The 21,271-nt window shown below is 59.9% G+C and carries 18 protein-coding genes, 1 tRNA gene and 1 pseudogene; 7 read left to right on the top strand and 13 right to left on the bottom strand.

Features of this window, described 5'->3' with window-relative positions:
- Positions 1-4 precede the first annotated feature (4 nt).
- From WJM78_RS02035 to yqhD, 7 genes and pseudogenes are all read right to left on the bottom strand, one after another.
- On the bottom strand, positions 5-1,405 hold the full coding sequence (locus WJM78_RS02035) for an L-cystine transporter (RefSeq protein WP_287146700.1): 1,401 nt from the start codon (positions 1,403-1,405) through the stop codon (positions 5-7).
- A 239-nt stretch (positions 1,406-1,644) separates the two neighbouring features.
- Positions 1,645-2,937 (bottom strand): serine dehydratase subunit alpha family protein, encoded by a 1,293-nt coding sequence (locus WJM78_RS02030; protein WP_339013136.1) that lies wholly within the window; start codon positions 2,935-2,937, stop codon positions 1,645-1,647.
- 39 nt (positions 2,938-2,976) lie between these two features.
- The gene (locus WJM78_RS02025; protein WP_275929353.1) at positions 2,977-3,645 is read right to left on the bottom strand and encodes a helix-turn-helix transcriptional regulator; all 669 of its coding nucleotides are present in this window, start codon (positions 3,643-3,645) and stop codon (positions 2,977-2,979) included.
- 184 nt (positions 3,646-3,829) lie between these two features.
- Positions 3,830-3,906: pseudogene (locus WJM78_RS22760) on the bottom strand (ABC transporter substrate-binding protein); the annotation flags it as partial.
- Positions 3,907-4,108: 202 nt separating this feature from the next.
- Positions 4,109-5,593 carry a Re/Si-specific NAD(P)(+) transhydrogenase subunit beta gene (gene pntB / locus WJM78_RS02020; RefSeq protein WP_042035968.1) on the bottom strand — a complete coding sequence of 495 codons (1,485 nt, stop codon included), beginning with the start codon at positions 5,591-5,593 and terminating at the stop codon, positions 4,109-4,111.
- Positions 5,594-5,604: 11 nt separating this feature from the next.
- Positions 5,605-7,131, bottom strand: coding sequence for a Re/Si-specific NAD(P)(+) transhydrogenase subunit alpha (locus WJM78_RS02015; RefSeq protein WP_339013128.1), 1,527 nt, complete (start codon positions 7,129-7,131; stop codon positions 5,605-5,607).
- Positions 7,132-7,636: 505 nt separating this feature from the next.
- Complete coding sequence (gene yqhD / locus WJM78_RS02010; protein WP_275929350.1) at positions 7,637-8,800, bottom strand: alcohol dehydrogenase; 1,164 nt, start codon at positions 8,798-8,800, stop codon at positions 7,637-7,639.
- 157 nt (positions 8,801-8,957) lie between these two features.
- Here yqhD and WJM78_RS02005 point away from each other — a divergent pair, with 157 nt between their 5' ends.
- Together WJM78_RS02005 and WJM78_RS02000 are read left to right on the top strand one after the other, a co-directional pair.
- Positions 8,958-9,860 (top strand): AraC family transcriptional regulator, encoded by a 903-nt coding sequence (locus tag WJM78_RS02005; RefSeq protein ID WP_339013124.1) that lies wholly within the window; start codon positions 8,958-8,960, stop codon positions 9,858-9,860.
- A gap of 17 nt (positions 9,861-9,877) precedes the next feature.
- Positions 9,878-10,390: a lipocalin family protein gene (locus WJM78_RS02000; protein WP_339013121.1), complete on the top strand. Its 513-nt coding sequence runs from the start codon at positions 9,878-9,880 to the stop codon at positions 10,388-10,390.
- A gap of 54 nt (positions 10,391-10,444) precedes the next feature.
- Here the strand turns inward: WJM78_RS02000 and WJM78_RS01995 are convergent, their stop codons facing one another.
- Positions 10,445-12,334: a methyl-accepting chemotaxis protein gene (locus tag WJM78_RS01995; protein ID WP_287146695.1), complete on the bottom strand. Its 1,890-nt coding sequence runs from the start codon at positions 12,332-12,334 to the stop codon at positions 10,445-10,447.
- On the opposite strand from WJM78_RS01995, the gene WJM78_RS01990 reads away from it, so the two are divergent.
- Positions 12,333-12,515, top strand: coding sequence for a hypothetical protein (locus WJM78_RS01990; RefSeq protein ID WP_275929349.1), 183 nt, complete (start codon positions 12,333-12,335; stop codon positions 12,513-12,515). The two genes, WJM78_RS01995 and WJM78_RS01990, sit on opposite strands and share 2 nt — an antisense overlap.
- 72 nt (positions 12,516-12,587) lie before the next feature.
- Here WJM78_RS01990 and WJM78_RS01985 read toward each other — a convergent pair whose 3' ends face one another.
- The gene (locus WJM78_RS01985) at positions 12,588-13,958 is read right to left on the bottom strand and encodes a phosphatidylserine decarboxylase family protein (RefSeq protein ID WP_339013117.1); all 1,371 of its coding nucleotides are present in this window, start codon (positions 13,956-13,958) and stop codon (positions 12,588-12,590) included.
- A 319-nt stretch (positions 13,959-14,277) separates the two neighbouring features.
- A tRNA-Trp gene (locus WJM78_RS01980) sits at positions 14,278-14,354 on the bottom strand.
- Positions 14,355-14,555: 201 nt separating this feature from the next.
- Here WJM78_RS01980 and WJM78_RS01975 point away from each other — a divergent pair.
- From WJM78_RS01975 to WJM78_RS01960, 4 genes are all read left to right on the top strand, one after another.
- Positions 14,556-15,098: a hypothetical protein gene (locus WJM78_RS01975; protein WP_042035959.1), complete on the top strand. Its 543-nt coding sequence runs from the start codon at positions 14,556-14,558 to the stop codon at positions 15,096-15,098.
- Between the two features lie 274 nt (positions 15,099-15,372).
- Positions 15,373-16,293 (top strand): aspartate carbamoyltransferase, encoded by a 921-nt coding sequence (pyrB, locus tag WJM78_RS01970; protein WP_042035958.1) that lies wholly within the window; start codon positions 15,373-15,375, stop codon positions 16,291-16,293.
- A 17-nt stretch (positions 16,294-16,310) separates the two neighbouring features.
- Positions 16,311-16,775, top strand: a complete 465-nt coding sequence (pyrI, locus tag WJM78_RS01965) for an aspartate carbamoyltransferase regulatory subunit (protein ID WP_005318436.1) — start codon at positions 16,311-16,313, stop codon at positions 16,773-16,775.
- A gap of 201 nt (positions 16,776-16,976) precedes the next feature.
- Positions 16,977-17,468: an arginine repressor gene (locus WJM78_RS01960; RefSeq protein WP_287146693.1), complete on the top strand. Its 492-nt coding sequence runs from the start codon at positions 16,977-16,979 to the stop codon at positions 17,466-17,468.
- A gap of 206 nt (positions 17,469-17,674) precedes the next feature.
- Here the strand turns inward: WJM78_RS01960 and WJM78_RS01955 are convergent, their stop codons facing one another.
- The 3 genes from WJM78_RS01955 to arcC all read right to left on the bottom strand — a co-directional run bounded on the left by WJM78_RS01955 (position 17,675) and on the right by arcC (position 21,235).
- Positions 17,675-19,081, bottom strand: coding sequence for a YfcC family protein (locus tag WJM78_RS01955; protein ID WP_042035955.1), 1,407 nt, complete (start codon positions 19,079-19,081; stop codon positions 17,675-17,677).
- Between the two features lie 122 nt (positions 19,082-19,203).
- On the bottom strand, positions 19,204-20,208 hold the full coding sequence (argF, locus tag WJM78_RS01950; RefSeq protein ID WP_042035954.1) for an ornithine carbamoyltransferase: 1,005 nt from the start codon (positions 20,206-20,208) through the stop codon (positions 19,204-19,206).
- A gap of 100 nt (positions 20,209-20,308) precedes the next feature.
- Positions 20,309-21,235, bottom strand: a complete 927-nt coding sequence (gene arcC / locus WJM78_RS01945) for a carbamate kinase (protein ID WP_042035952.1) — start codon at positions 21,233-21,235, stop codon at positions 20,309-20,311.
- Positions 21,236-21,271: the final 36 nt, after the last annotated feature.

The raw sequence follows: 21,271 nt of genomic DNA, 5'->3' as shown, positions 1-21,271 counted from the left end.
CGGATCAGATGGTGGACTCTTCGCCGTCCAGACACACCTCGTGCTCGCTGTTGAACACCTGCATATCGGTCTCGCCCATCAGCCGGCTGGTAACCGTACCGGCCGTGATGGAGCCAGAGACGTTCAGCGCAGTGCGGCCCATGTCGATCAGCGGCTCGATGGAGATGAGCAGGCCAGCCAGTGCCACCGGGAAGTCCAGGGCAGAGAGCACGATCAGCGCGGCGAAGGTGGCGCCGCCACCGATCCCGGCCACCCCGAACGAGCTGACCGTGATGATGGCGATCAGCGTCATGATGAAGCCGGGATCCATGGGGTTGACCCCCACGGTCGGGGCTATCATCACCGCCAGCATGGCCGGATAGATGCCCGCGCAGCCGTTCTGGCCAATGGTGGAACCGAAGGAAGCGGCGAAGTTGGCGATCCCCTCCGGAATACCGAGCGCCTTGGTCTGGGTCTGCACGTTCATCGGGATCGAGCCCGCACTGGTACGGGAAGTGAAGGCAAAGGCCAGCACCGGCATGATCTTCTTCAGGTAACGGACCGGATTGATCCCCACCAGACCCACCAGCAGCAGGTGCACCGCAAACATGATGGCGATGGCGCCGTAAGAGGCCATGACGAAGCTGAGCAGGTTGAGGATGTCTGCATAGTTGGAGCCGGAGACCACCTTGGCCATCAGCGCCAGTACGCCATAGGGAGTGAGGCGCAGCACCAGGGTCACCATGCGCATCACGATGGCATGTGCCACCTGCATGAAGCGACCAAAGCTCTCGAAGATCTCGGGTTTCTTGCGGGCGATACCGGTGGCTGACAGGCCGATGAAGATGGAGAAGATCACCACGGCGATGGTGGAGGTCTTGCGCGCGCCCGTCATGTCGAGGAAGGGGTTGGCCGGGATGAACTCCAGCATCATCTTGGCAAAAGACATGCTCTCGACGCTGCCGAGGGTCGTCTGCAGCGCGGCGCCACGGGCGGTCTCGGCGGCACCAGCGGTGAGCCCTTCGGCGGTCAGGCCAAACAGGTTGGACATCAGTATGCCCGCCCCGGCGGCGATCATGGTGGTAAAGATCAGTACCCCTATGGTCATGGCGCTGATCTTGCCAAGGGCGGTGCCGCCGTTGAGCTTGAGGATGGCGCCTATGATGGAGACCATGATGAGCGGAATGATGATCATCTGCAGCAGCTTCACATAGCCGCTGCCGACGATATCCAGGTAGTCACCGGTCTGCACCAGCACACTGGAGCCGGCACCATACAGCAGCTGCAAGGCTGCGCCGAACAAGATGCCCAGCCCCAGCCCCGAGAAGACCCGACGGGTGAAGCTGACGTGGGTTTGCTGCAACCGATAGAGAAACAGCAGCAACATGACCAGGATGGCCAGATTACCTATAACGCTAAGAGTCATGACGATATTCCCCAAAATAGTCGGGCCGGGCCCGAGGTATACGGACGAGTGTCCTCTACGCACACTCCTCCCCGAAACTTGCCGCATCGTGGCGACTTGTCCCCCGGTGCAAGCGGGGTGACACAAAACCGGGCAGCGCCTGACAGGCACAACCCTGACATAGACCGTATCGGACGCCCCGTGGCCGGGGTGGCGTCAGCAGGCAGCAAAACAGAGGGTGGCTTGCGCCACCCCTTGCATCACTGGGCTTTGCCCTGTTGCTTGGCTCGCATGATGTTGATGATCTCGATATCCGTATCCAGCATCCCCAGTTTGGAGAGGCGGCCCAGGTTGGCGATAGTCTCGTCCACGTCGTCGGAAACGATGCCTTCGCTCTGGGGCACGTGCAGATTGTTGATGGCCATCAGCGACGATTTGACCGCCGCCGAAGTGGAGGTAGAGACCTTCATGGAACAGGCACTGCCCGCCCCATCGCAAATGATACCGGAAACGTCACCGATCATGTTGTTGATACAGTGACTAATTTGCTCAAACTGGCCACCCAGCAGCCAGGTGATGGCGGCCCCCGACCCCATGGCGGCGGTGCTCGCGGCACAGAGGGCCGACAGTTTGTTCTGATGGGTCTTGATGTAGATGGCCACCAGATGGCTCATCACCAGCGCCCGGGTCAGCTGCTCGTCGCTCGCCTTGAGGAAGCGGGCAGCGGCGACCACCGGCATGGTGGCGGCGATGCCCTGATTACCGGAGCCGGAGTTAGACATCGCGGGCAGCATGGCGCCGTCCATGCGCGCATCGGAGGCGGCGGACGAGAGCCGCATGGCCAGCGTCATCAGATCGTCGGAGAGCAGCTTGCGCTCCACCTGCTCGGTCAGGATCTTGCCAATCTGCAGGCCATAGCCCTGCAGCCCTTCATCCGCCAGCGCCTGATTCATGGTGGCCGCGGCACCAATGAAGTCGATCTCCGCCAGCGGCACCTCCAGCGCAAACGCCACTATCTCCCGTAGCGTCATGGCGGGCTTGCCGGATTTGGCGGGCTGGATCTGCACGCCAGGGGCGCTGGCCTGCTCCATCAGCACCTCGCCATCCAGCTCCATCAAGACGATGCGAGTGTGGTCGGTACAGATCACCACACGGGCACTGTGGCCCTCCACCTCCGCCAACACCTCGGCGTAGAGCACGTCAGGTACATCCTTCACGTCCACCTTGATGATGGGCAGCAGCGCCTTGGCGGCCTCCACCTGGGCCGGGGTCAGGGTATTGAGCACTTCCAGCCCCGCATCCGGGTTGCCCCCTGTGAAACCGACCGCCGCCGCCACCGGCAGCCCTATCATGCCAGTGCCGGGAACACCGACCCCCATGCCATTCTTGAACAGGTTGCCACTGACCCAGACGCTGACACGGGTCGGATCCTGCCCCAGCAGCTTGCGGCAGTTGGCCGCCGCCAGCGCCACCGACATGGGTTCGGTACAGCCCAGGGCCGGCACCACTTCACGCTTGAGCAGGGTAATAAAGTCGGTCCATTGTGCTTTCATTGCGATGTTTCCATGTTCATGTCGCCCACGGGCGGGTTCTTATTGTTCGGTCAGATCCGCCTTGCGGTTGCGGATATGCAGATAGACGGTATGACGGGAGATGCCGAGCATCTCGGCCACCAGCTGGGCGGCATCCTTGATCTCGAAGATGCCCATGTCGTAGAGCCGGTGCACGATCACCTTGTTGCGCACGCTGCTGCCGAGGCTGGCATCCTGCTCCACCTTGTCGATCACCTGGGCCACCAGATCGTCCACCGAACTGGCGAAGGTCTCGTTGTTGAGCGGCGCCGGCGCGGCGGGCAGCGAGAACGTATCGAGCAGGGCGCCTAGCGGCGTCTCCAGGCTGAAGTTCACGCACAGCATGCCGATGGGTTTGCCCTCTCTGTTGCTGATGGTGATGGAGGAGGACTTGAGCAGCGCCCCCCCACGAGTACGGGAGAAGTAACTGCTCCACTGACTGCCCGCCGCACTCTGCAGCTTGTTGAGGGCGACGTAGGTGACAGCTGCCCCCTCCTCCCGCCCGGTGAGATGGCCGTTGGCGATCTTGATGACGGAGGCATGCAGGCTGTCGAAGGCATGCAACACCACTTCACAACCCGGGCCAAACAGGGCAGAGAGCGCCTCCACGGCAGGTTCGAAGCTGGCGATCAGGTGGTGCTCTTCATCGGTCAGCACACGGGCTTGGCGTAATGGAGTGGCCTGCATCATAGGAGTCATCCGGTCAACTTGGGGTAACGCTAAAGCCATTGGACTCAAATAAAGTTGAGCCGTATCGCTTGTTCGCAGGCATTATGCCCAACTGGCGGCAAAGTGCCACCGTTTGTGAACGGGCATGTAACGGCAGGTCTGAATGGGTCATCTGACTCACCACACGGAACCTGAACGCCCCTGTTCAGAGCCCGTAACGGGTCAACAGGCCTGGTACTCGGGAGTCTGCTTGAAGGCCTTGAGGGCGAGGGAGAACGGATAGATCACATAGCGGCCACAACTCGGTCAACAGGGTCAGCTGTGCCTCTGCCTGTACCACCAGCCCCTACCAGAGGCAGAGCAGGATCCATCCCTTACGCCACATCATGCGGCGATCTCCATCCATGCAGTGGCTGAGGGTAAACCAAAAAGTAAGTATGAAAAAAGGAGGCCGAAGCCTCCTCGTTTCATACCTGACAAACGCTTACAGCGCTTTCAGGATCGCCTCGACGCTGGCCTTGGCATCGCCAAACAGCATCTGGGTGTTCTCTTTGAAGAACAGCGGGTTCTGGACACCGGCATAGCCAGTGTTCATGGAGCGCTTGAAGCCGATGACGTTCTGCGCCTTCCACACTTCCAGCACCGGCATGCCGGCGATGGGGCTGCCCGGATCTTCCATGGCGGCCGGGTTGACGGTGTCGTTGGCACCGATCACCAATACCACATCGGTATCGTTGAAGTCGTCGTTGATCTCGTCCATTTCCAGCACGATATCGTAAGGGACTTTCGCTTCCGCCAGCAGCACGTTCATGTGGCCTGGCAGACGACCGGCAACCGGATGGATACCGAAGCGCACCTTGACGCCGCGATCACGCAGCTTCTGGGTGATCTCGGCCACCGGGTACTGGGCCTGTGCCACCGCCATGCCGTAGCCCGGGGTGATGATGACAGTGCTGGCGTTCTTCAGCAGGTCAGCCACTTCCTCGGCGTTGGTTTCACGGTATTCGCCCATCTCCTGATCAGCCGTGGAGGCCACACCATCGGAGCCGAAGCCACCGGCGATGACGGAGATGAAGGAGCGGTTCATCGCCTTACACATGATGTAAGAGAGGATCGCACCGGAGGAACCTACCAGTGCACCCACCACGATCAGCAGGTCATTGGAGAGCATGAAGCCCGCCGCCGCCGCTGCCCAACCCGAGTAGGAGTTGAGCATGGAGACCACCACCGGCATATCGGCACCGCCGATGGAGGCAACCAGATGCCAGCCAAAGGCGAAGGCGATCAGGGTCATCACCAGCAGGGCGAAGGTGGAGCCACCGGCGTTGACGAAGAAGATCATCAATACCAGCGAGGCCACCACAGCCAGCAGGTTCAGCTTGTGACGATGGGGCAGCATCAGCGGCTTGGAGGAGATGAGACCACGCAGCTTGCCGAAGGCAACCACGGAACCGGTGAAGGTCACGGCACCGATGAAGACGCCCAGGAAGATCTCGACCAGGTGGATGTTCAGCATGGCGCCGGAGAGGTGCTCGACCTGAGCGACACTGGCCGCCTGTTCGAACGCCGCCCGGGCCGCAGCCAGAGTCGCATCCAGATTGGAACCAACGGAAACCACCACCTCGGCGGGAGCAGAGGGGTGCAGATCGATGAAGCTGTTGAGGCCTACCAACACGGCAGCCATACCCACGAAGCTGTGCAGCACGGCGACCAGCTCGGGCATCTCGGTCATCTCGACCTTGAGTGCCAGCCGCACACCAATGGCACCACCGATGACCATGGCCAGGATGATCCAGTGCACACCACTGGTTTCCGGGTTGAAGACGGTGGCGAGCAGGGCGATAGCCATACCCGCGATACCGAACAAGTTGCCATGCTTGGCCGTTTCTTGCTTCGACAGTCCCGCGAGACTGAGGATGAAGAGCACGGCGGCAACGATATAGGATGCTGTTACCAGTCCTTGAGACACGTTAAACCCCCTTAATCCTTACGGAACATCTTCAGCATGCGCTGGGTGACGGTGAAGCCACCAAAGATGTTGATACTGGCAATCAGCACGGCGACAAACGAGAGCGCAGTGACGAGCGTAGACCCCTGACCAATTTGCAACAGGGCACCGACCACGATAATGCCGGAGATGGCATTGGTGACCGACATCAGCGGCGTATGCAGGGAGTGGGAGACATTCCACACCACGTAGTAACCGACCACACAGGCCAGGATGAACACGGTGAGGTGGGAGAGGAAGGCGGCCGGTGCCACGGAGGCGATCCAGCCAAAAGCCGCGATACCGAGGGCGCCAAACACGAACTTCTTGTTGGAGGGCTTGGCCTCTTCTTTCTTCGCGGCCGGTTTGGCGGCGGCGGGTTTCTGCGGAGCGGCAGAGACGGCGATGGCGGGCGGCGGGAAGGTCACTTCACCGGCCTGGATCACCGTCATGTTGCGCTGAACCACGTCGTCGAAGTCGATGGCAACCTGGCCGTCCTTCTCCTTGCACATCAGCTTCATCAGGTTGACCAGGTTGGTACCGTAGAGCTGGGAGGATTGGGCAGGCAGACGACCCGGCAGATCGGTGTAACCGATCACCTTGACGCCATTGGGGGTGACGAACAACTCGGTCGGCTTGGTGTATTCACAGTTGCCACCGGTTGCGGCAGCCAAGTCCACGATGACGGAACCCGGCTTCATGCTGTCGACCATCTCCTTGGTGATAAGCTTCGGAGCCGGACGACCAGGGATCAGGGCGGTAGTGATGATGATGTCCACCTCTTTGGCTTGCTGGGCAAACAGCGCCATCTCGGCCGCGATGAACTCATCGGACATCACCTTGGCATAACCATCGCTGGATGCGCCGTCTTCGCCACCGAAGTCCAGCTTGAGGAATTCCCCACCCATGGATTCGATCTGCTCGGCCACTTCCAGACGGGTATCAAACGCGCGCACGATGGCGCCGAGGGAACCGGCAGTACCAATGGCGGCCAGACCGGCGACACCGGCACCGATCACCAGCACCTTGGCAGGCGGCACTTTACCGGCTGCGGTGATTTGACCGGTGAAGAAGCGACCGAACTGGTGCGCAGCTTCAACCACGGCGCGATAGCCACCGATGTTGGCCATGGAGGAGAGGGCATCGAGGGACTGGGCACGGGAGATCCGCGGCACCATGTCCATCGCCATCACATTGATGTTGCGCTCGGACAGCTTCTTGACCAGCTCAGGGTTCTGGGCAGGCCAGATGAAGCTCACCAGAGTGGCGCCATCTTTAATTTGTGCGATCTCGGCATCGGTCGGCGCATTGACCTTGAAGATAAGGTCGGCTTGCCAGACGTTCGGCACCACGCTGGCACCGGCAGCCTCGAAGGCGGCATCATCGAAGCTGGCCAACTGGCCAGCACCGGCCTCGATGGCGACCTCGAAGCCGAGCTTTTTCAGCTGCTCGACGGTAGCCGGGGTCGCTGCGACCCGGGTCTCACCGGCGAGACTCTCTCTCGGTATTCCAATCTGCATGACTATTCCCTGATGGTTAATAAACAATCGCTGCCCAGTGTCGCATTTCTGACGAAACAAGACATGACCAAAGTGCAGGTCCAGGGCTCTTTGTTATGAAAATCAGTAGGCTTTACCTCAACCTCCTGTCATGGTCAGGCCCCCGCTTTTCAGGCGCGAAGGTGATTAGTATCAAATTTTGGAGTTTTATTACAACCGCAGTCCCGACGGCACTCGTACAGAATTCAGCCCATCCCTGGCTACAATTTAAAAAAACAAACCAAATTAGAGGCTTATACCAGTAAAAACGGCTGAATAAAGTGATCCAACCAGTCAAAAAAATGTTTTACCGGCCCTCTATCTTAGCGTTTTTTGTTCTTACGAAATCCGCTTTCGTCTCACTTCCCGCAGCGAAACGCGGAAAGTAACATTTTCCCAACAAAAACGGGGCCGCCCCGCCGCCAGATGGCGGAGGACGGCCCCGACAATTTAATCGCTTCGCCCGAGTGGCGCCGATTGGGAGCCCTTACCAGGCCGCTTCATAAATATGTTGGCTCTGCACCAAGTCGATGTCGCCGTGCTCACCGATGGCAGTCATGCCGTGCTCCCCCAACTTGCCAATCAGGGTGTCGATACCCAGATCGTTCAGGCCGTAGTCGCGCAGTCGGGTCTTGACCCCCATCCGCTCGAAGAAGTCGCGGGTGGCGGCGATGGCATCGTCGATGCGCTCCGCTTCGCTGCCACTGCGCAGATCCCACACCCGTTCGGCGTATTGCAGCAGCTTGGCGTGCTTCTGCTGGCGTTTGGCCTGCAGCAGGGCAGGCAGCACGACGGCCAGGGTCTGGGCGTGGTCGAGACCGTGCAGGGCGGTCAGCTCGTGACCCAGCATATGAGTGGCCCAATCCTGCGGCACACCGGCACCGATCAGGCCGTTCAGCGCCATGGTGGCGCTCCACATGATGTTGGCGCGCACCTCGTAATTGTGCGGATCGGCCAGTGCCTTCGGGCCCTCTTCGATCAGGGTCAGCAGCAAGCCTTCGGCGAAGCGATCCTGCACCTTGGCATTGACCGGATAGGTGAGGTATTGCTCCACGATATGGACGAAGGCATCCACCACCCCGTTCGCCACCTGACGCTCGGGCAGGGTGTAGGTGAGCACGGGATCGAGCACGGCGAAGCGCGGCATCACGAACGGCGAGAAGAAGTGCACCTTGTCACCCGTGCTACGACGGGTCACCACGGCGCCCATGTTCATCTCTGAGCCGGTGGCGGGCAGAGTCAGCACTGAACCCAGCGCAATGGCGGAGCGCACTTCGCTGCCGACTGTCTCGAGTATGTGCCAGGGATCTCTGGCCTCATCATAATGGGCAGCGGCGGCAATGAACTTGGTGCCATCCAGCACGGAGCCGCCGCCGACGGCGAGCAGAAAGTCGATCCGCTCGGCACGGGCCAGCGCCACCGCTCCCATCAGGGTTTCATAGGTGGGGTTGGGCTCGATACCACCGAATTCGAACAGGGTCATGCCAGCCAGCTCGCAGCGGATCTGCTCCAGCAGGCCACTGCGCACCACGCTGCCACCGCCATAGGTGATCAGGATGCGGGCGTCGCTGGGGAGCTGTTCACGAAGCTGGGCAACCTGGCCCTTGCCGAACAGGATCTTGGTCGGGGTATGCAGAGTAAAATTGTTCATCGACATTGCCTTCTTCTGATAGTCAGGGCGGCCAGGCCGCGAAATCGTGATTGCATTTTTCTCCAGAACCCCTCTACCATCAAGACAACATCCTGCTTGATTCTTGCCTATTTCTACAAAGCAGCGAAAACTGGAACAGTTGAATCAAAGAGCGCCCATGCAAAACCGTTACAGCGACCTCGCTGCCAGAGTGACTCGCCACGTCACCGCCCCCGGCATCACCCCCTCCCCGGTGGAGCAGGTGAATTTCATCTATACCACCGAGTACCACGGCCGTACCCCGGTGCTCTATCAGCCACGGATGATAGTGATCCTGCAGGGGCACAAGGTGGGTTATCTGGCGGATCAGGTGTTTCGCTACGACCCCAACCACTACCTGCTGATGACCTTGCCGCTGCCCTGCGAGTGCGAGTGCTTCGCCTCCCCCGAGCAGCCGCTTATCGGTTTTACCATCGAGATCAACATGGTCACCCTGCAAGCGCTGTTGCTGGAGCTGGGAGACGCCCTACCCGCTGCGGCACCGCAGAAGAGCGGCATCCACTCGGTGCCCCTGTCGGAGGCGATGTTCTGCGCCGCCGAGCGGCTGATCGACTTGATGGACAACCCGCTGCACGCCAAGGTGCTGGGACCGCAGACGGTGCGCGAGATGCTGTTCCACGCCCTCACCGAGGGGGGTGGCCCCGCCTTGCAGGCGCTCGCCAATCGCCACAACCATGTGGGCCAGATCGCCCGGGTGCTGCGTATGATAGAGTCACGTTATGCCGAAAACCTCACCATGGAGGAGCTGGCGCGAGAGGTGAACATGAGCGTCTCCGCCTTTCACCACCACTTCAAGGCGGTCACCGCCACCTCGCCACTGCAGTACATCAAGTCGTTTCGCCTGCACAAGGCGCGCATCATGATGCTGCACGATGGCATCAAGGCGGGCACCGCGGCGGCCAGAGTCGGTTACGAGAGCAACTCCCAGTTCAGCCGGGAGTACAAGCGCTTCTTCGGCAGCACGCCGACGGATCAAGCCTCCCGCTTCCGGGATGGCCAGCTGCGCATCATCGAGGGATAACAAGAGAGGGATTACCTATGCGTTCACTGCTTTGCCTGTTCACCGCTTGGCTACTGACGGCCTGTACCGGGATTGCCGATGGCACCCGCCCCGTCACCGGCTTCCAGCTCGATCGCTATCTCGGCACCTGGTACGAAATTGCCCGCCTCGACCACAGCTTCGAGCGGGGGCTGGAGCAGGTGAGCGCCACCTACAGCCTGCGCGACGATGGCGGCGTCAAGGTACTCAACCGCGGCAAACAAAGCGATGGCAGCTGGCGCGAAGCCGAGGGCAAAGCCTACTTCGTGGGCAACCCGGACGAGGCACGGCTCAAGGTGAGCTTCTTCGGCCCCTTCTACGGCGGCTACAACGTCATCGATCTCGACCCCGACTACCAGCTCTCGCTGGTGACCAGCTACAACCACGACTATCTCTGGATCCTCTCCCGCTCCCCCAATCCGCCCAAGGCGAAGGTGGATGCGCTGGTAGCCAAGGCCCAAGCACTGGGCTTTGCCACCGACCAGCTGATTTGGGTCAAACAGCCGGGATAAGCGCCAGAAATAGCAAAGGGCAGCCCGCGGGCTGCCCTTTCTCTTGCCTGATGATCAGAGCCGGAAACGGCCGATCTCCTGCTCCAGCCGCTCGGTCAGCGACTTGAGCTCGGCGGCCTGGGCGGCCTCTTCGCCCGCCTGCTCGGCCAACTCCTGAGAAACGTGGCGTATGTTCTCGGTATTGCGGCTGATCTCGCTGGTGACCGAGGTCTGCTCCTCCGCCGCCGCCGCTATCTGGGTCGCCATGTCGCTGATGGAACCTATGGCCTGGTTGATCCGGCCAAGACTCAGGTTGGCGGCTTCTGCATCCTCCACGCTGGTGCCTGCCAGCTGGCGGCTGGTCTCCATGCCACCCACGGCGCGACGGGTAGTCTGCTGCAGTGTCTCGATCATCTGCTGGATCTCGTCGGTGGAATCATGAGTGCGGCGCGACAGCACTCGCACCTCATCCGCGACTACCGCAAAGCCGCGCCCCTGCTCACCGGCCCGGGCCGCCTCGATGGCGGCATTGAGTGCCAGCAGGTTGGTCTGCTCGGCAATGCCGCTGATGGTTGCCAGAATACCGCTGATCTTCTGGGCGTGGGCATCCAGCTCGTGGATGATCTGGCTGGCATCCGCCACTTCATCTGCCAGGCCGGTAATGCTGCGCTGACTCTGGCCAACCTGGGATTGACCCGCGACCGCCAGCGCGACCGCATCGGTGGCGGTGGTGGCGGCAAACTCGGCGTTACCGGCGATCTCCTGAGTGGCGGAAGCCATCTCGGTCACCGCGGTAGCCACCATCACGATCTCGTCCTGCTGCTGACGCACCCGCTGACTGCGGGCCTGGGCACCGGCCGCCTGGGTGCGGGACTGGGCCGTCAGCTCCAGGGTCACGTCACGCAGGCGACTGACGATACCGTGCAGCCGCGCCACGAACTGGTTGAAGCTCTCGGCCAGCTGGCCCACCTCGTCCTTGCTGCGAGTGTTGATGTTGACAGTGAGATCCCCCTCGCCGTGAGCTATATCGTGCAACGCCCCGGCCACCCGCCCCAGATCCTGGAACAGGAAGTTGAAGGTGCTGGTCAGCACCAGGCCAAATACCAGGATCAGGCCGGCACTGATGAGTGACAGCTCCCACAGCAGGCTCTGCAGCGGCGCCATCAGCACATCCTCATGCATCACCATGGCCAGCAGCCAGTCGGTGTTGGGAATGGGCAGCACCAGCATCTGGGCATCGCGTCCGCCGATCTGCACCAGCTGCAGACCGCCCTGCTGGCTCATGCTCACCAGTCGGCTGGCATCCAGCTCAGGGGCCAGATCCTGGCTCTTCTTGAGCGCCAGCGCCTTGTCCGGATGGGCGACGATGAGGCCGCTCTTGTCCAGCAACATGGCGTAACCATCCCCTTGTACCCGCATCGCCAGCACATCCTTGATGAGCTGTTCAAGCGCCAGGTTGGCACCGACCACGCCAGCCAGCCGACCCTGCTGCATCACGGGCTCGGCCAGGGTTACCACCAGTTGCTGCATGGTCACGCTGACATAGGGTTCGGTGATGATGAGCTTGCCCGCCTTGACCGCGTCCTGATACCAGGGTCGCTCGCGTGGGTCATAGTTACCCTTGTTGAGGGAGGGATCGTTGCGGGTCATCACCCCCTCCTCCGAACCGTAGTAAGCCAGCCCGAAGCCACCGGAACGCAAGGTCTGCTGCAGATGGGGCACCAGCTCGGAGGTCGGGTGGCTGGCGATGACATCGACCTGGGCGGTCAGGCTCTCGCGCCTGTCCTGCATCCATTTTCCTATCCCTTCCGCATAGGCGCTGGCGTAGTTGCGCGCCTCACTGTCGATGGCACTCAGGGTCTGGTTTTTCAGAGTATAGAAAGCAGTCATGCCCAGCAGGCAGACCGTGATCAGGACCACGCCAAGACTGGTGGCCAACAACTTGCCGCGAAGGGAGAGATTCATGGGATATCCTTATGGCTGTCTCAATGGCGTCAAACAAGGCTGCACGCCCTGTGTGGACTATATCGACAGAAAATCCCGAACCATGAATTTCAATCCGTTGATTTTAAATGAATCAGTAACTAAATCCTGGCAATATCCCTTGCCATCCGGCATGGGAATAATCCCTCAAAAACCCGTCTGACGCCCCTCCGCCGCTGTCAACAGGCCACCTCCAGGAGGTGGCCTGTGTGTATCCAGCCCGCAAAAAAACGATCTAGCGTACTCGGGCTATGGCGGTGTTGAGCCGCATGTTGCCGGCATCCAGGCTCGGAGTCTGGCCGTAAAACTCGAACTCCAGCTCGACCCCGGGGCGGAACAGCAGGCAGTGGGTCGAGCCACCGAAGTGGAACATGCCGAGCTGATCCCCCTTCTTCACCCGATCCCCCGCCCGCACTGTGATGTCGCAGCTCGACACCTCGGCCATGCCCACAGGTACCACGCACATCAGCCCGATTTTGGGGTTATCGGCTTCGATGAAAATCAGCGCCCGGGTCGCCACTGAGGTAAGGAAGGGCTGCGAGTTGTTGGGGGCGCTGGGATCCGCCCCCTGCGGGTCGCCAAAGCCCTCGAACTGGTTCTCCAGATAGTAGGTGCCGTTGACGATGCGCACCTTGCGAATGATGCCGCTCACCGGGCTATGCCAGCGGTGATAGCTGAGCGCACTGAGGAAGGCCTGATACACGGTGCCGCCTTCGAAGCGAGGCGCCAGATCGTCAAAATCGAGCATGTTGTCCAGCGAATAGGGCTGACCCTTGAGCCAGAACTGATCGCTGCGGCTCACCTCTTTTTTCACCTGCAGCGGTGCAGACTCGCAGGCGTTGACGATGACGTTGTCATCCTCTGGCGCCGAAACAGGCCGTACACCGGGGCGGAAGGTGCGGGTGAAGAACGCATCCCAGCTACCGAAGCCAAAATACTCAGCCGCCGGATCGCACTGAAAGATCTGCCCGAAGCTGGCTGGCGTGGGATTGGAACCCTCACCCAGGGCGCCGGTTGCCACCTTGACCATCTCAGCCATGGCTACCTTGCCGAGCCAGGGTACCACCAGAGTCTCCCGATCCAGCCGACTGACCGGCTCGTTCAGCACGTATCGCGAAGCCGGGCTTTGCAGAAACAGCGCCCAGTAATCGAGGATCTTCTTGAACTGCTGGTTGATCAGGGCATTGGCGAAAAAGTGATAACCGGACTGGGTCGCCATGGGCCAGTCGAGCAGCGCATTGATGGGAAAACCGATGAGGCCGGAGGGCTCGTGCGTCGGGATATCCTGATACGCCTCGGGGGCCGTGGTCATGATGCCGTTGAGCAGCCCCAGAAACTCCTCGAAGGATCGCACCTCGACCTGACCGAGCGGGGTCAGATGCTTGTGGCGCCAAGCCTCCTTGAACATGGCTTCGGCCTGGGCGTGCAGCGAAGGGTCGGCATTGACCAGATCCCGCAATTCGGCGATCGGCGCCACAAGCGCGCGCGGCTGGTTGGCAACATAGTGCTTGATCCGCCGGATCCAGCGCTCGATACGGGCACTATCCTGTGGCATCCAGCCACCGGGGCGAGACTTGTTCAACCGGGTTTCAACTGCCTTGTTCATGAATCTCTCTCCTCAAGTGATGTTCACGCCCACAATCCACGGCTTGAGCATTGGCTATCGGCTTGCCATCAACACGCAATGACACCGCCCATGTTGTGTATCACACGGTCCCCTGAAGCACGATTGCCAGAAACGACAGGGCGAACTGGCACAATAGCAACTAGCGGTCAGGGGCAGGGCGGGAGCTGAAGGGAAAGAGGTGCCGGGAATGGGCTGACGCCGCCGAAAAACGGCAGCCATCGGCGCAGGCGTGACGGGAGGAAAAACCGGGATCGCAGAAATGCGAAAAGCCAGCTCAATGAGCTGGCTTTTCTGAAAATGGCAGGGGCGGCAGGACTCGAACCCGCAACCATCGGTTTTGGAGACCGCTGTTCTACCAATTGGAACTACGCCCCTGCAACAAACGAGGCGAATTATACAAAGCCGGGTTCAAAGGTAAAGGCTTTTTTCTCACTTTCGATTCGATTGCACAAATGACGAGCAACTCGCAGTAATTTGCGCAGCCTGACGGGGTAACTTGCTGTATTTACAGCCTTGTCAGGGTAGGAAAGCCACATAAATGGGGGTAGGGTTAAGTCTGGCTCCGGGAGGCGACTCATGCTCAATTACCGATTGCTCCAACAACTGGCACCGCTCAACTTCAGGGATGAACGCAAGACTGAGCACCTGCCCGACTATCTCGACCGGGTCGCGCCGCGTGTGCCCTTCATTCCCCACAACGTGCTTTCCCAGTGGATTTATCGCCATTGGCGCGGATTTGAGTCTAACTGGAGCTTTCTCGACCTCGCCCGTCACCGGTTCGAGTGCGAGCAGTGGCCCACCAGCCGCGTCCTGACCCAGACGGGATCGCGTCACATGGAGGTGATCGACCGCTGGGGCGAGATGCTGCGCCACAACCGTTACGTACGCCGCTCCTGGCTCGGCGAATACATGCTGACCCAGGGCACCTGGTCCGAACCCATCATAGTGCTGGCCACCGCGCCGGATAGCCGTTATCCGGACGGACAGCTGCTGCCGCAACCCTATTGCCTGCTGGAAGGACACCACAGACTCGCCTATCTGCGCTGCATGGCCGACGATGACCTGCCCCTGCAAATGGAGCACAGCGTGTGGGTTTGCCGACCCGTTCACGACGCTTAAACGTTTTTCCGCGCAAATCTTACCTTTGAAATAAATTTTTGACAATTCAAAATACGACTCTATAATCTGTCCGGTTTTGAAAAAGGTCGAGACGAAACGATGCAGTTTTTGATTCAGAAAACAGCCTTGCAGACGGGTGGAGCGCACCAGAGCAGCCCCGTTGTTTCCAGTTCCCGACCCACAGACCCCCAATTATTTTTAAAAAAAGCCCCTGTTTCAGGGGCTTTTTTTTGTGCCCGAAAAACCTTCATTGATGTCAAAGGGAATGCAGACGATGACCAATCCACTCTATAAGAAACATGTCATCTCCATTTCGGACCTGACCCGGTCCGACATGGAACTGGTGGTCGCAACCGCACAGCGGTTGAAGGCCGAGCCCGACACCCGCCTGTTGAAAGACAAGCTGGTTGCCAGCTGCTTCTTCGAAGCGTCCACCCGCACCCGCCTCTCCTTCGAGACCGCGGTTCAGCGTCTGGGTGGCAACATCATCGGCTTCGCCGACGGTGGCAACACCAGCGCCAAGAAAGGCGAGACCCTGGCCGACTCCATCAAGATCATCGGCTCCTACTCGGATGCCGTGGTGATGCGTCACCCGAAAGAGGGTGCCGCCCGTCTGGCCTCCGAGTTCTCCCGCGTGCCGGTCATCAACGGCGGTGACGGTTCCAACCAGCATCCGACCCAGACCCTGCTCGATCTCTTCTCCATTCATGAGACGCAAGGCAAGCTCGATGGCCTCAACGTGGCCTTCGTCGGCGACCTCAAGTACGGTCGCACCGTCCACTCCCTGGCCCAGGCCCTCAGCCTGTTCAACTGCCGCTTCTTCTTCATCTCCCCGGAGGCGCTGGCGATGCCGGACTACATCTGCGAAGAGCTGGAAGAGAAGGGCATACGGTTCAGCGTGCACGAGACCATGGAAGAGGTAATGCCGGAGCTCGACATCCTCTACATGACCCGGGTCCAGAAAGAGCGCTTCGACGAGACTGAATACAAGCACATGGCCGCCAAGTTTGTGCTGGAGCTGGCCACCCTGGAAGGGGCCAAGCCCACCATGAAGATCCTGCACCCCCTGCCCCGCGTCGACGAGATTGATGTGGCGGTCGACAAGACTCCCCATGCTTACTACTTCCAGCAAGCGGAAAACGGGGTCTACGCACGCCAGGCACTGCTGGCTCTGGTACTGAACGAAACCGTCTAAGGGAAAAGGGGAACATCATGTCCGAGAAGAATCAACTGCAAGTCGAAGCCATCCGTCACGGCTCCGTCATCGACCACGTCCCCGCCGGCCAGGGCATCAAGATCCTCAAGCTGTTCCAGCTGATCGAGACCCAGGAGCGGATCACCGTCGGTTTCAACCTGAAATCCGGCGCGCTGGGCAAGAAGGATCTCATCAAGATAGAGAACACCCGCCTGACCGCAGAGCAGGCCAACCAGCTGGCCCTGTTCGCCCCCAAGGCAACCGTCAACATCATCGAAGACTTCGCCGTGGTGAAGAAGCATCAGCTGGAACTGCCGGAGTTCATCACGGGCGTGTTCCACTGCCCCAACTCCAACTGCATCTCCCACAACGAGCCGGTAGACAGCTACTTCCGGGTTAGGGAGGTGAAAGGTGTGGTGCGCATGAAGTGCAAATACTGCGAGAAGTCCTTCACCCAGGATATTGTCAGCGAACGTTACTGATATCTGAATGGGCCCTGTTGGGCCCATTTTTGACCCCTGTCACATCACGGATTCTCCGTTTAGCTATAATTTACCATTCTATAAAGGCTAAACATCGCTCATTCCCTGTCCCGCTCCTTTCTATCAGAACTTTTATCTATTAAAAGGCACTGATGGCAGATTTCGAGCGATAGCCTTCGGTCACAGTCAAAGGAAATCGCCGTGGTCAAAACCCTCAGTCGTCCCGTTGAACAAGAGCCCGACCTGGCCCAGCTGGGTGCCTGTCGCCAGATCATCGGTCAGCACTGCTACAGCACCCAGGAAGAGATCCGCCGCGAGTTGTCAGAGCGCGGCTTTGCCGACATCAGCCAGTCCACCATCTCCCGCCTGCTGCGCCGCCTCGGCGTCGCCAAAGCGCAAAATGCCAACGGCAAGAAGGTCTACACCCTGGTGGACGATCAGCTGGAACCTGCTGGCAGCACCCGCTCCATCCACGACATGGTGCGCGACGTGGTGCACAACCAGCAGATGGTGCTGGTCCACACCACCCCGGGCGCTGCGACCGTGGTGGCCCGCCTGCTTGATCGCAACGCCAATCCCGAGATCATGGGCGCCGTCGCTGGCAACGACGTGGTACTGGTCGCGCCACGCCATATCAGCCGCACCCGCCTGGCCCATGCGGCCGTGGTGCGTACCCTGGAGCAGGCCCGCTGACGTTCCGCCCCTGAATGCACAAGGCGACCCCTGGGTCGCCTCTTTGTTGCCGCACGCTCTATTTTTCTTGCTCTCTTTGCCTGTTCCTCCTTGCCTGACGTAGTGCCATCCTGGATGAGAGGGGTAGAGCAGGTGGCGCAAGACGCCGTGCCTGGCCATAAAAAACGGGAGCCCGCAGGCTCCCGTTTCATCTTGCTGGGCACTCCTTATGAGAGCAAGGCGCCCAGGCTAAGGCAGACCACGATCAGCACGGTCAGGATACCGAGCAGCGGTGCCACCCACTTCAGCCAGCGCACATAGGGCACCTTGGCGATGGCCAGCCCCCCCATGACCACGGCGGAGGTCGGGGTCACCAGGTTCACCAGACCGGAGGCAGACTGGTAAGCAGTCACCACCAGCTCGCGGCCCACGTTGGCGAAGTCGGCCAACGGCGCCATGATCGGCATGGTCAGCACGGCCAGACCGGAAGAAGACGGCACCAGGAAGGAGAGCACCAGCTCCAGCACGAACATCACGTTGATGAACACCACGGTAGAGAGGCCGGTCACTATCCCTTCTGCACTGTGCAATATGGTATGCGTGATCATGCCGTTGTCCATCACCACCACGATACCGCGGGCGATACCTATGATGAGGGCCACACCCAGCAGGTCGCGAGCACCGTCAATGAAGTTGGTGGTCAGCTCCTCTTCGCTCATGCGGGCGGTGACGCCGACAAGGATGGCAGCAGCCAGGAAAAGGCCGGAGATCTGCGCCATCCACCAGCCCAGCACGGCCACACCGTAGATCATCACGGCGAAAGCGGCGACGAAGATACCCAGCACTATCTTGCGAGTCAGAGTGAACTCCAGCATCTGGTCGCTCTTGTTGCCGAGGAAGTGAGCACGGTTCTCTTCCCACTTGTCAGCCACCAGGGATTTGCTGGGATCGTTGCGCACCATCTTGGCGTAACGCATGACGTAAGTAACACAGATCAACCAGCCAGCCACCAACATGGCAATGCGCAGCCAGATACCGTCGGTAAAGGAGATACCGGCCGCGTTGGCGGCGATCACGGTGGCAAACGGGTTGATGGTGGAGCCCAGGGTACCGATACCGGCGCCGAGCAACACGGTCGCGGCGGCGACCACGGGGTCGAAGCGGGCGGCCATCATCACGGGCACCAGCAGGGTGTAAAAGGGCAGCGACTCTTCCGCCATGCCGTAAATGGTCCCCCCGGCAGCGAACAGCGCCATCAGGATCGGGATCATCCACTCTTCACGGCCACGCAGACGGTAGGTAACACGCTCGATACCGGCGTCGATGGCGCCAGTCTTGGTCACAATGCCAAGAAAACCACCGATGATCAGGATAAACAGGGAGACGTCGATGGCACCTGCCTGATAGGTGTCATGGTTGTAGAGACCATCGATGGGTGCCAACAGCACGTCGACTATCCCCTGGGGATTCGCCTCTACCAGCTTGTAGGTTCCGGTCACCGGCACTTCCTTGCCGAGGGCCTCATTCATGATCATGTCATATTTGCCGGCTGGCACTACCCAGCTCAGGGCGGCCACCAAGGCGATTAGCACAAACAGTATGGTGTAGGCTGATGGGAACTTGAATTTGGTCATGGTCCAGCTTCCTTCTGTGGTGTGGTATCCATGCAAGCTGCGGGTTGTAGGGTTAGAGGTATTATGCCGCCGTCACATGGTCGAAAAGCCGGGGGTTGCCCCCCGGCACCACTACTGCGACCTTAATCGCCCAGCGTAGCAACCATCACTGCCTTGATGGTGTGCATCCGGTTTTCGGCCTCGTCAAACACGATGCTGTGCTCGGATTCGAACACGTCCTCGGTCACTTCCAGACCTTTCATCCCATACTTGTCAGCCACTTCCTTGCCCATGGTGGTCTCATCATTGTGGAACGCCGGCAGGCAGTGCATGAACTTCACATCCGGGTTCTTGGTGGCGTTGATGACATCCATGTTGATCTGATACGGGGTCATCAGTTTCACCCGTTGATCCCACGCTTCTTTCGCTTCACCCATGGAGACCCAGACATCGGTGTAGAGGAAGTCGGTGCCCAGCACACCCTCTTTCACATCCTCGGTCAGGGTGATGCGTGCGCCGGTCTCTTCGGCGATCAGGCGGCACTTGGCAACCAGATCCTCTTCCGGCCAGAAGGCTTTCGGAGCGACCAGACGGATGTCCATGCCCATCTTGGCAGCACCGACCATCAGGGAATTGCCCATGTTGTTGCGGGCATCACCCAAGTAGGCGAACTTGATTTGATCCAGACGCTTGCCCTTGCCGTGCTCCAGCATGGTCATGAAGTCGGCCAGGATCTGGGTCGGGTGGAATTCGTTGGTCAGGCCGTTCCAGACCGGCACACCGGCATGGGCGCCCAGCTCTTCGACGATCTCCTGGCCGTAGCCACGGTATTCGATGCCGTCATACATGCGCCCCAGTACCCGGGCAGTGTCCTTCATGGACTCCTTGTGGCCAATCTGGGAACCGCTTGGGCCGAGATAGGAGACTTGCGCCCCCTGGTCGAAGGCCGCCACTTCGAACGCACAACGGGTACGGGTGGAAGTCTTCTCGAAGATCAGGGCGATATTCTTTCCACTTAGATGCTTGCGCTCGTAGCCACCGTATTTGGCTTTTTTCAGGTCAATGGCCAAGTCGATCATGTATTGGATTTCGCGCGGGGTGAAGTCGAGCAGTTTCAGGAAGTTACGGTTACGCAGATTAAAAGCCATGATGAGTTCTCTCTATATTTGTTCAGACCAATTTGGGCAGTGTTATTGACTACGCATACACAATACAAAGTTGTTCAGGCCCCATTCGGGCAGTGGCTGACTAGGCATTCACGGTGCGGATAGCGACGATATTGGTGCCGGCCTCACCTTTGAGGATGGCCAGACCATCTTCCAGAGAACCGATACCGACCATGCCACCGGTCGCCTTGACGAATTCACAGGAGGCTTCGACTTTCGGTCCCATGGAGCCGGCATCGAACTTGACGCCAGCCAGTTCGGCCGGGCTGGTGACTCGCAGCGGGTGCTGGGTCGGTTTGCCCCAATCCAGGTAGACAGCATCGGCATCGGTCAGGATCAGCAGGGCATCGGCCTTGATCTGCTTGGCCAGGTAGGCGGCAGACATGTCCTTGTCGATGACGGCTTCGATACCGGTCAGGCACTGGCCATCCCAAGTCACAGGAATGCCACCACCACCGGTACAGATGATAAGGTGGCCCTGGGCTATCAGGGTTTCGATGGCATCACCTTCAACGATGCGCTGGGGCAACGGAGACGGCACCACGCGGCGGAAGAACTTGCCGTCGGCCTTGACCACCCAGTGCTTCTCTTCGGCAAGGGCGCGGGCTTCGGCTTCGTCATAGACGGGTCCGATAAACTTGGTCGGATTGGCAAATGCCGGATCCTGGGGATCAACCTGCACCTGGGTCAGCAGCGCGGTGACGTTGCGGCTCGGCATCAGGTTCTTGAGCTCCTGGATCAGCATGTAGCCGATCATGCCCTGGGACTCGGCACCCAGCACATCCAGAGGATAGGGGGCAACCTTGGTATAGGCGCTGTTTTGCAGGGCCAGCAGGCCGACTTGCGGGCCGTTGCCGTGCACCAGCACCACGTTGTACTCCTGAGCGATCAGAGCGATGGTCTTGGCAGCTGTGGCGATATTCTTGCGCTGGATATCCGCTTCAAGGGGCTCGCCACGACGAAGCAGAGCATTGCCACCCAGGGCGACGACGACAGTTGGTTTCTTCATGAGTGTTGATCTCGAGTCTTGGTATGTGTGGCGCCA

The sequence above is a fragment of the Aeromonas popoffii genome, from assembly GCF_037818705.1.
Taxonomy (GTDB): domain Bacteria; phylum Pseudomonadota; class Gammaproteobacteria; order Enterobacterales; family Aeromonadaceae; genus Aeromonas; species Aeromonas popoffii.
Note: the sequence above shows the minus strand (reverse complement) of the source record. Positions and strands in the feature narration are given on the sequence as shown.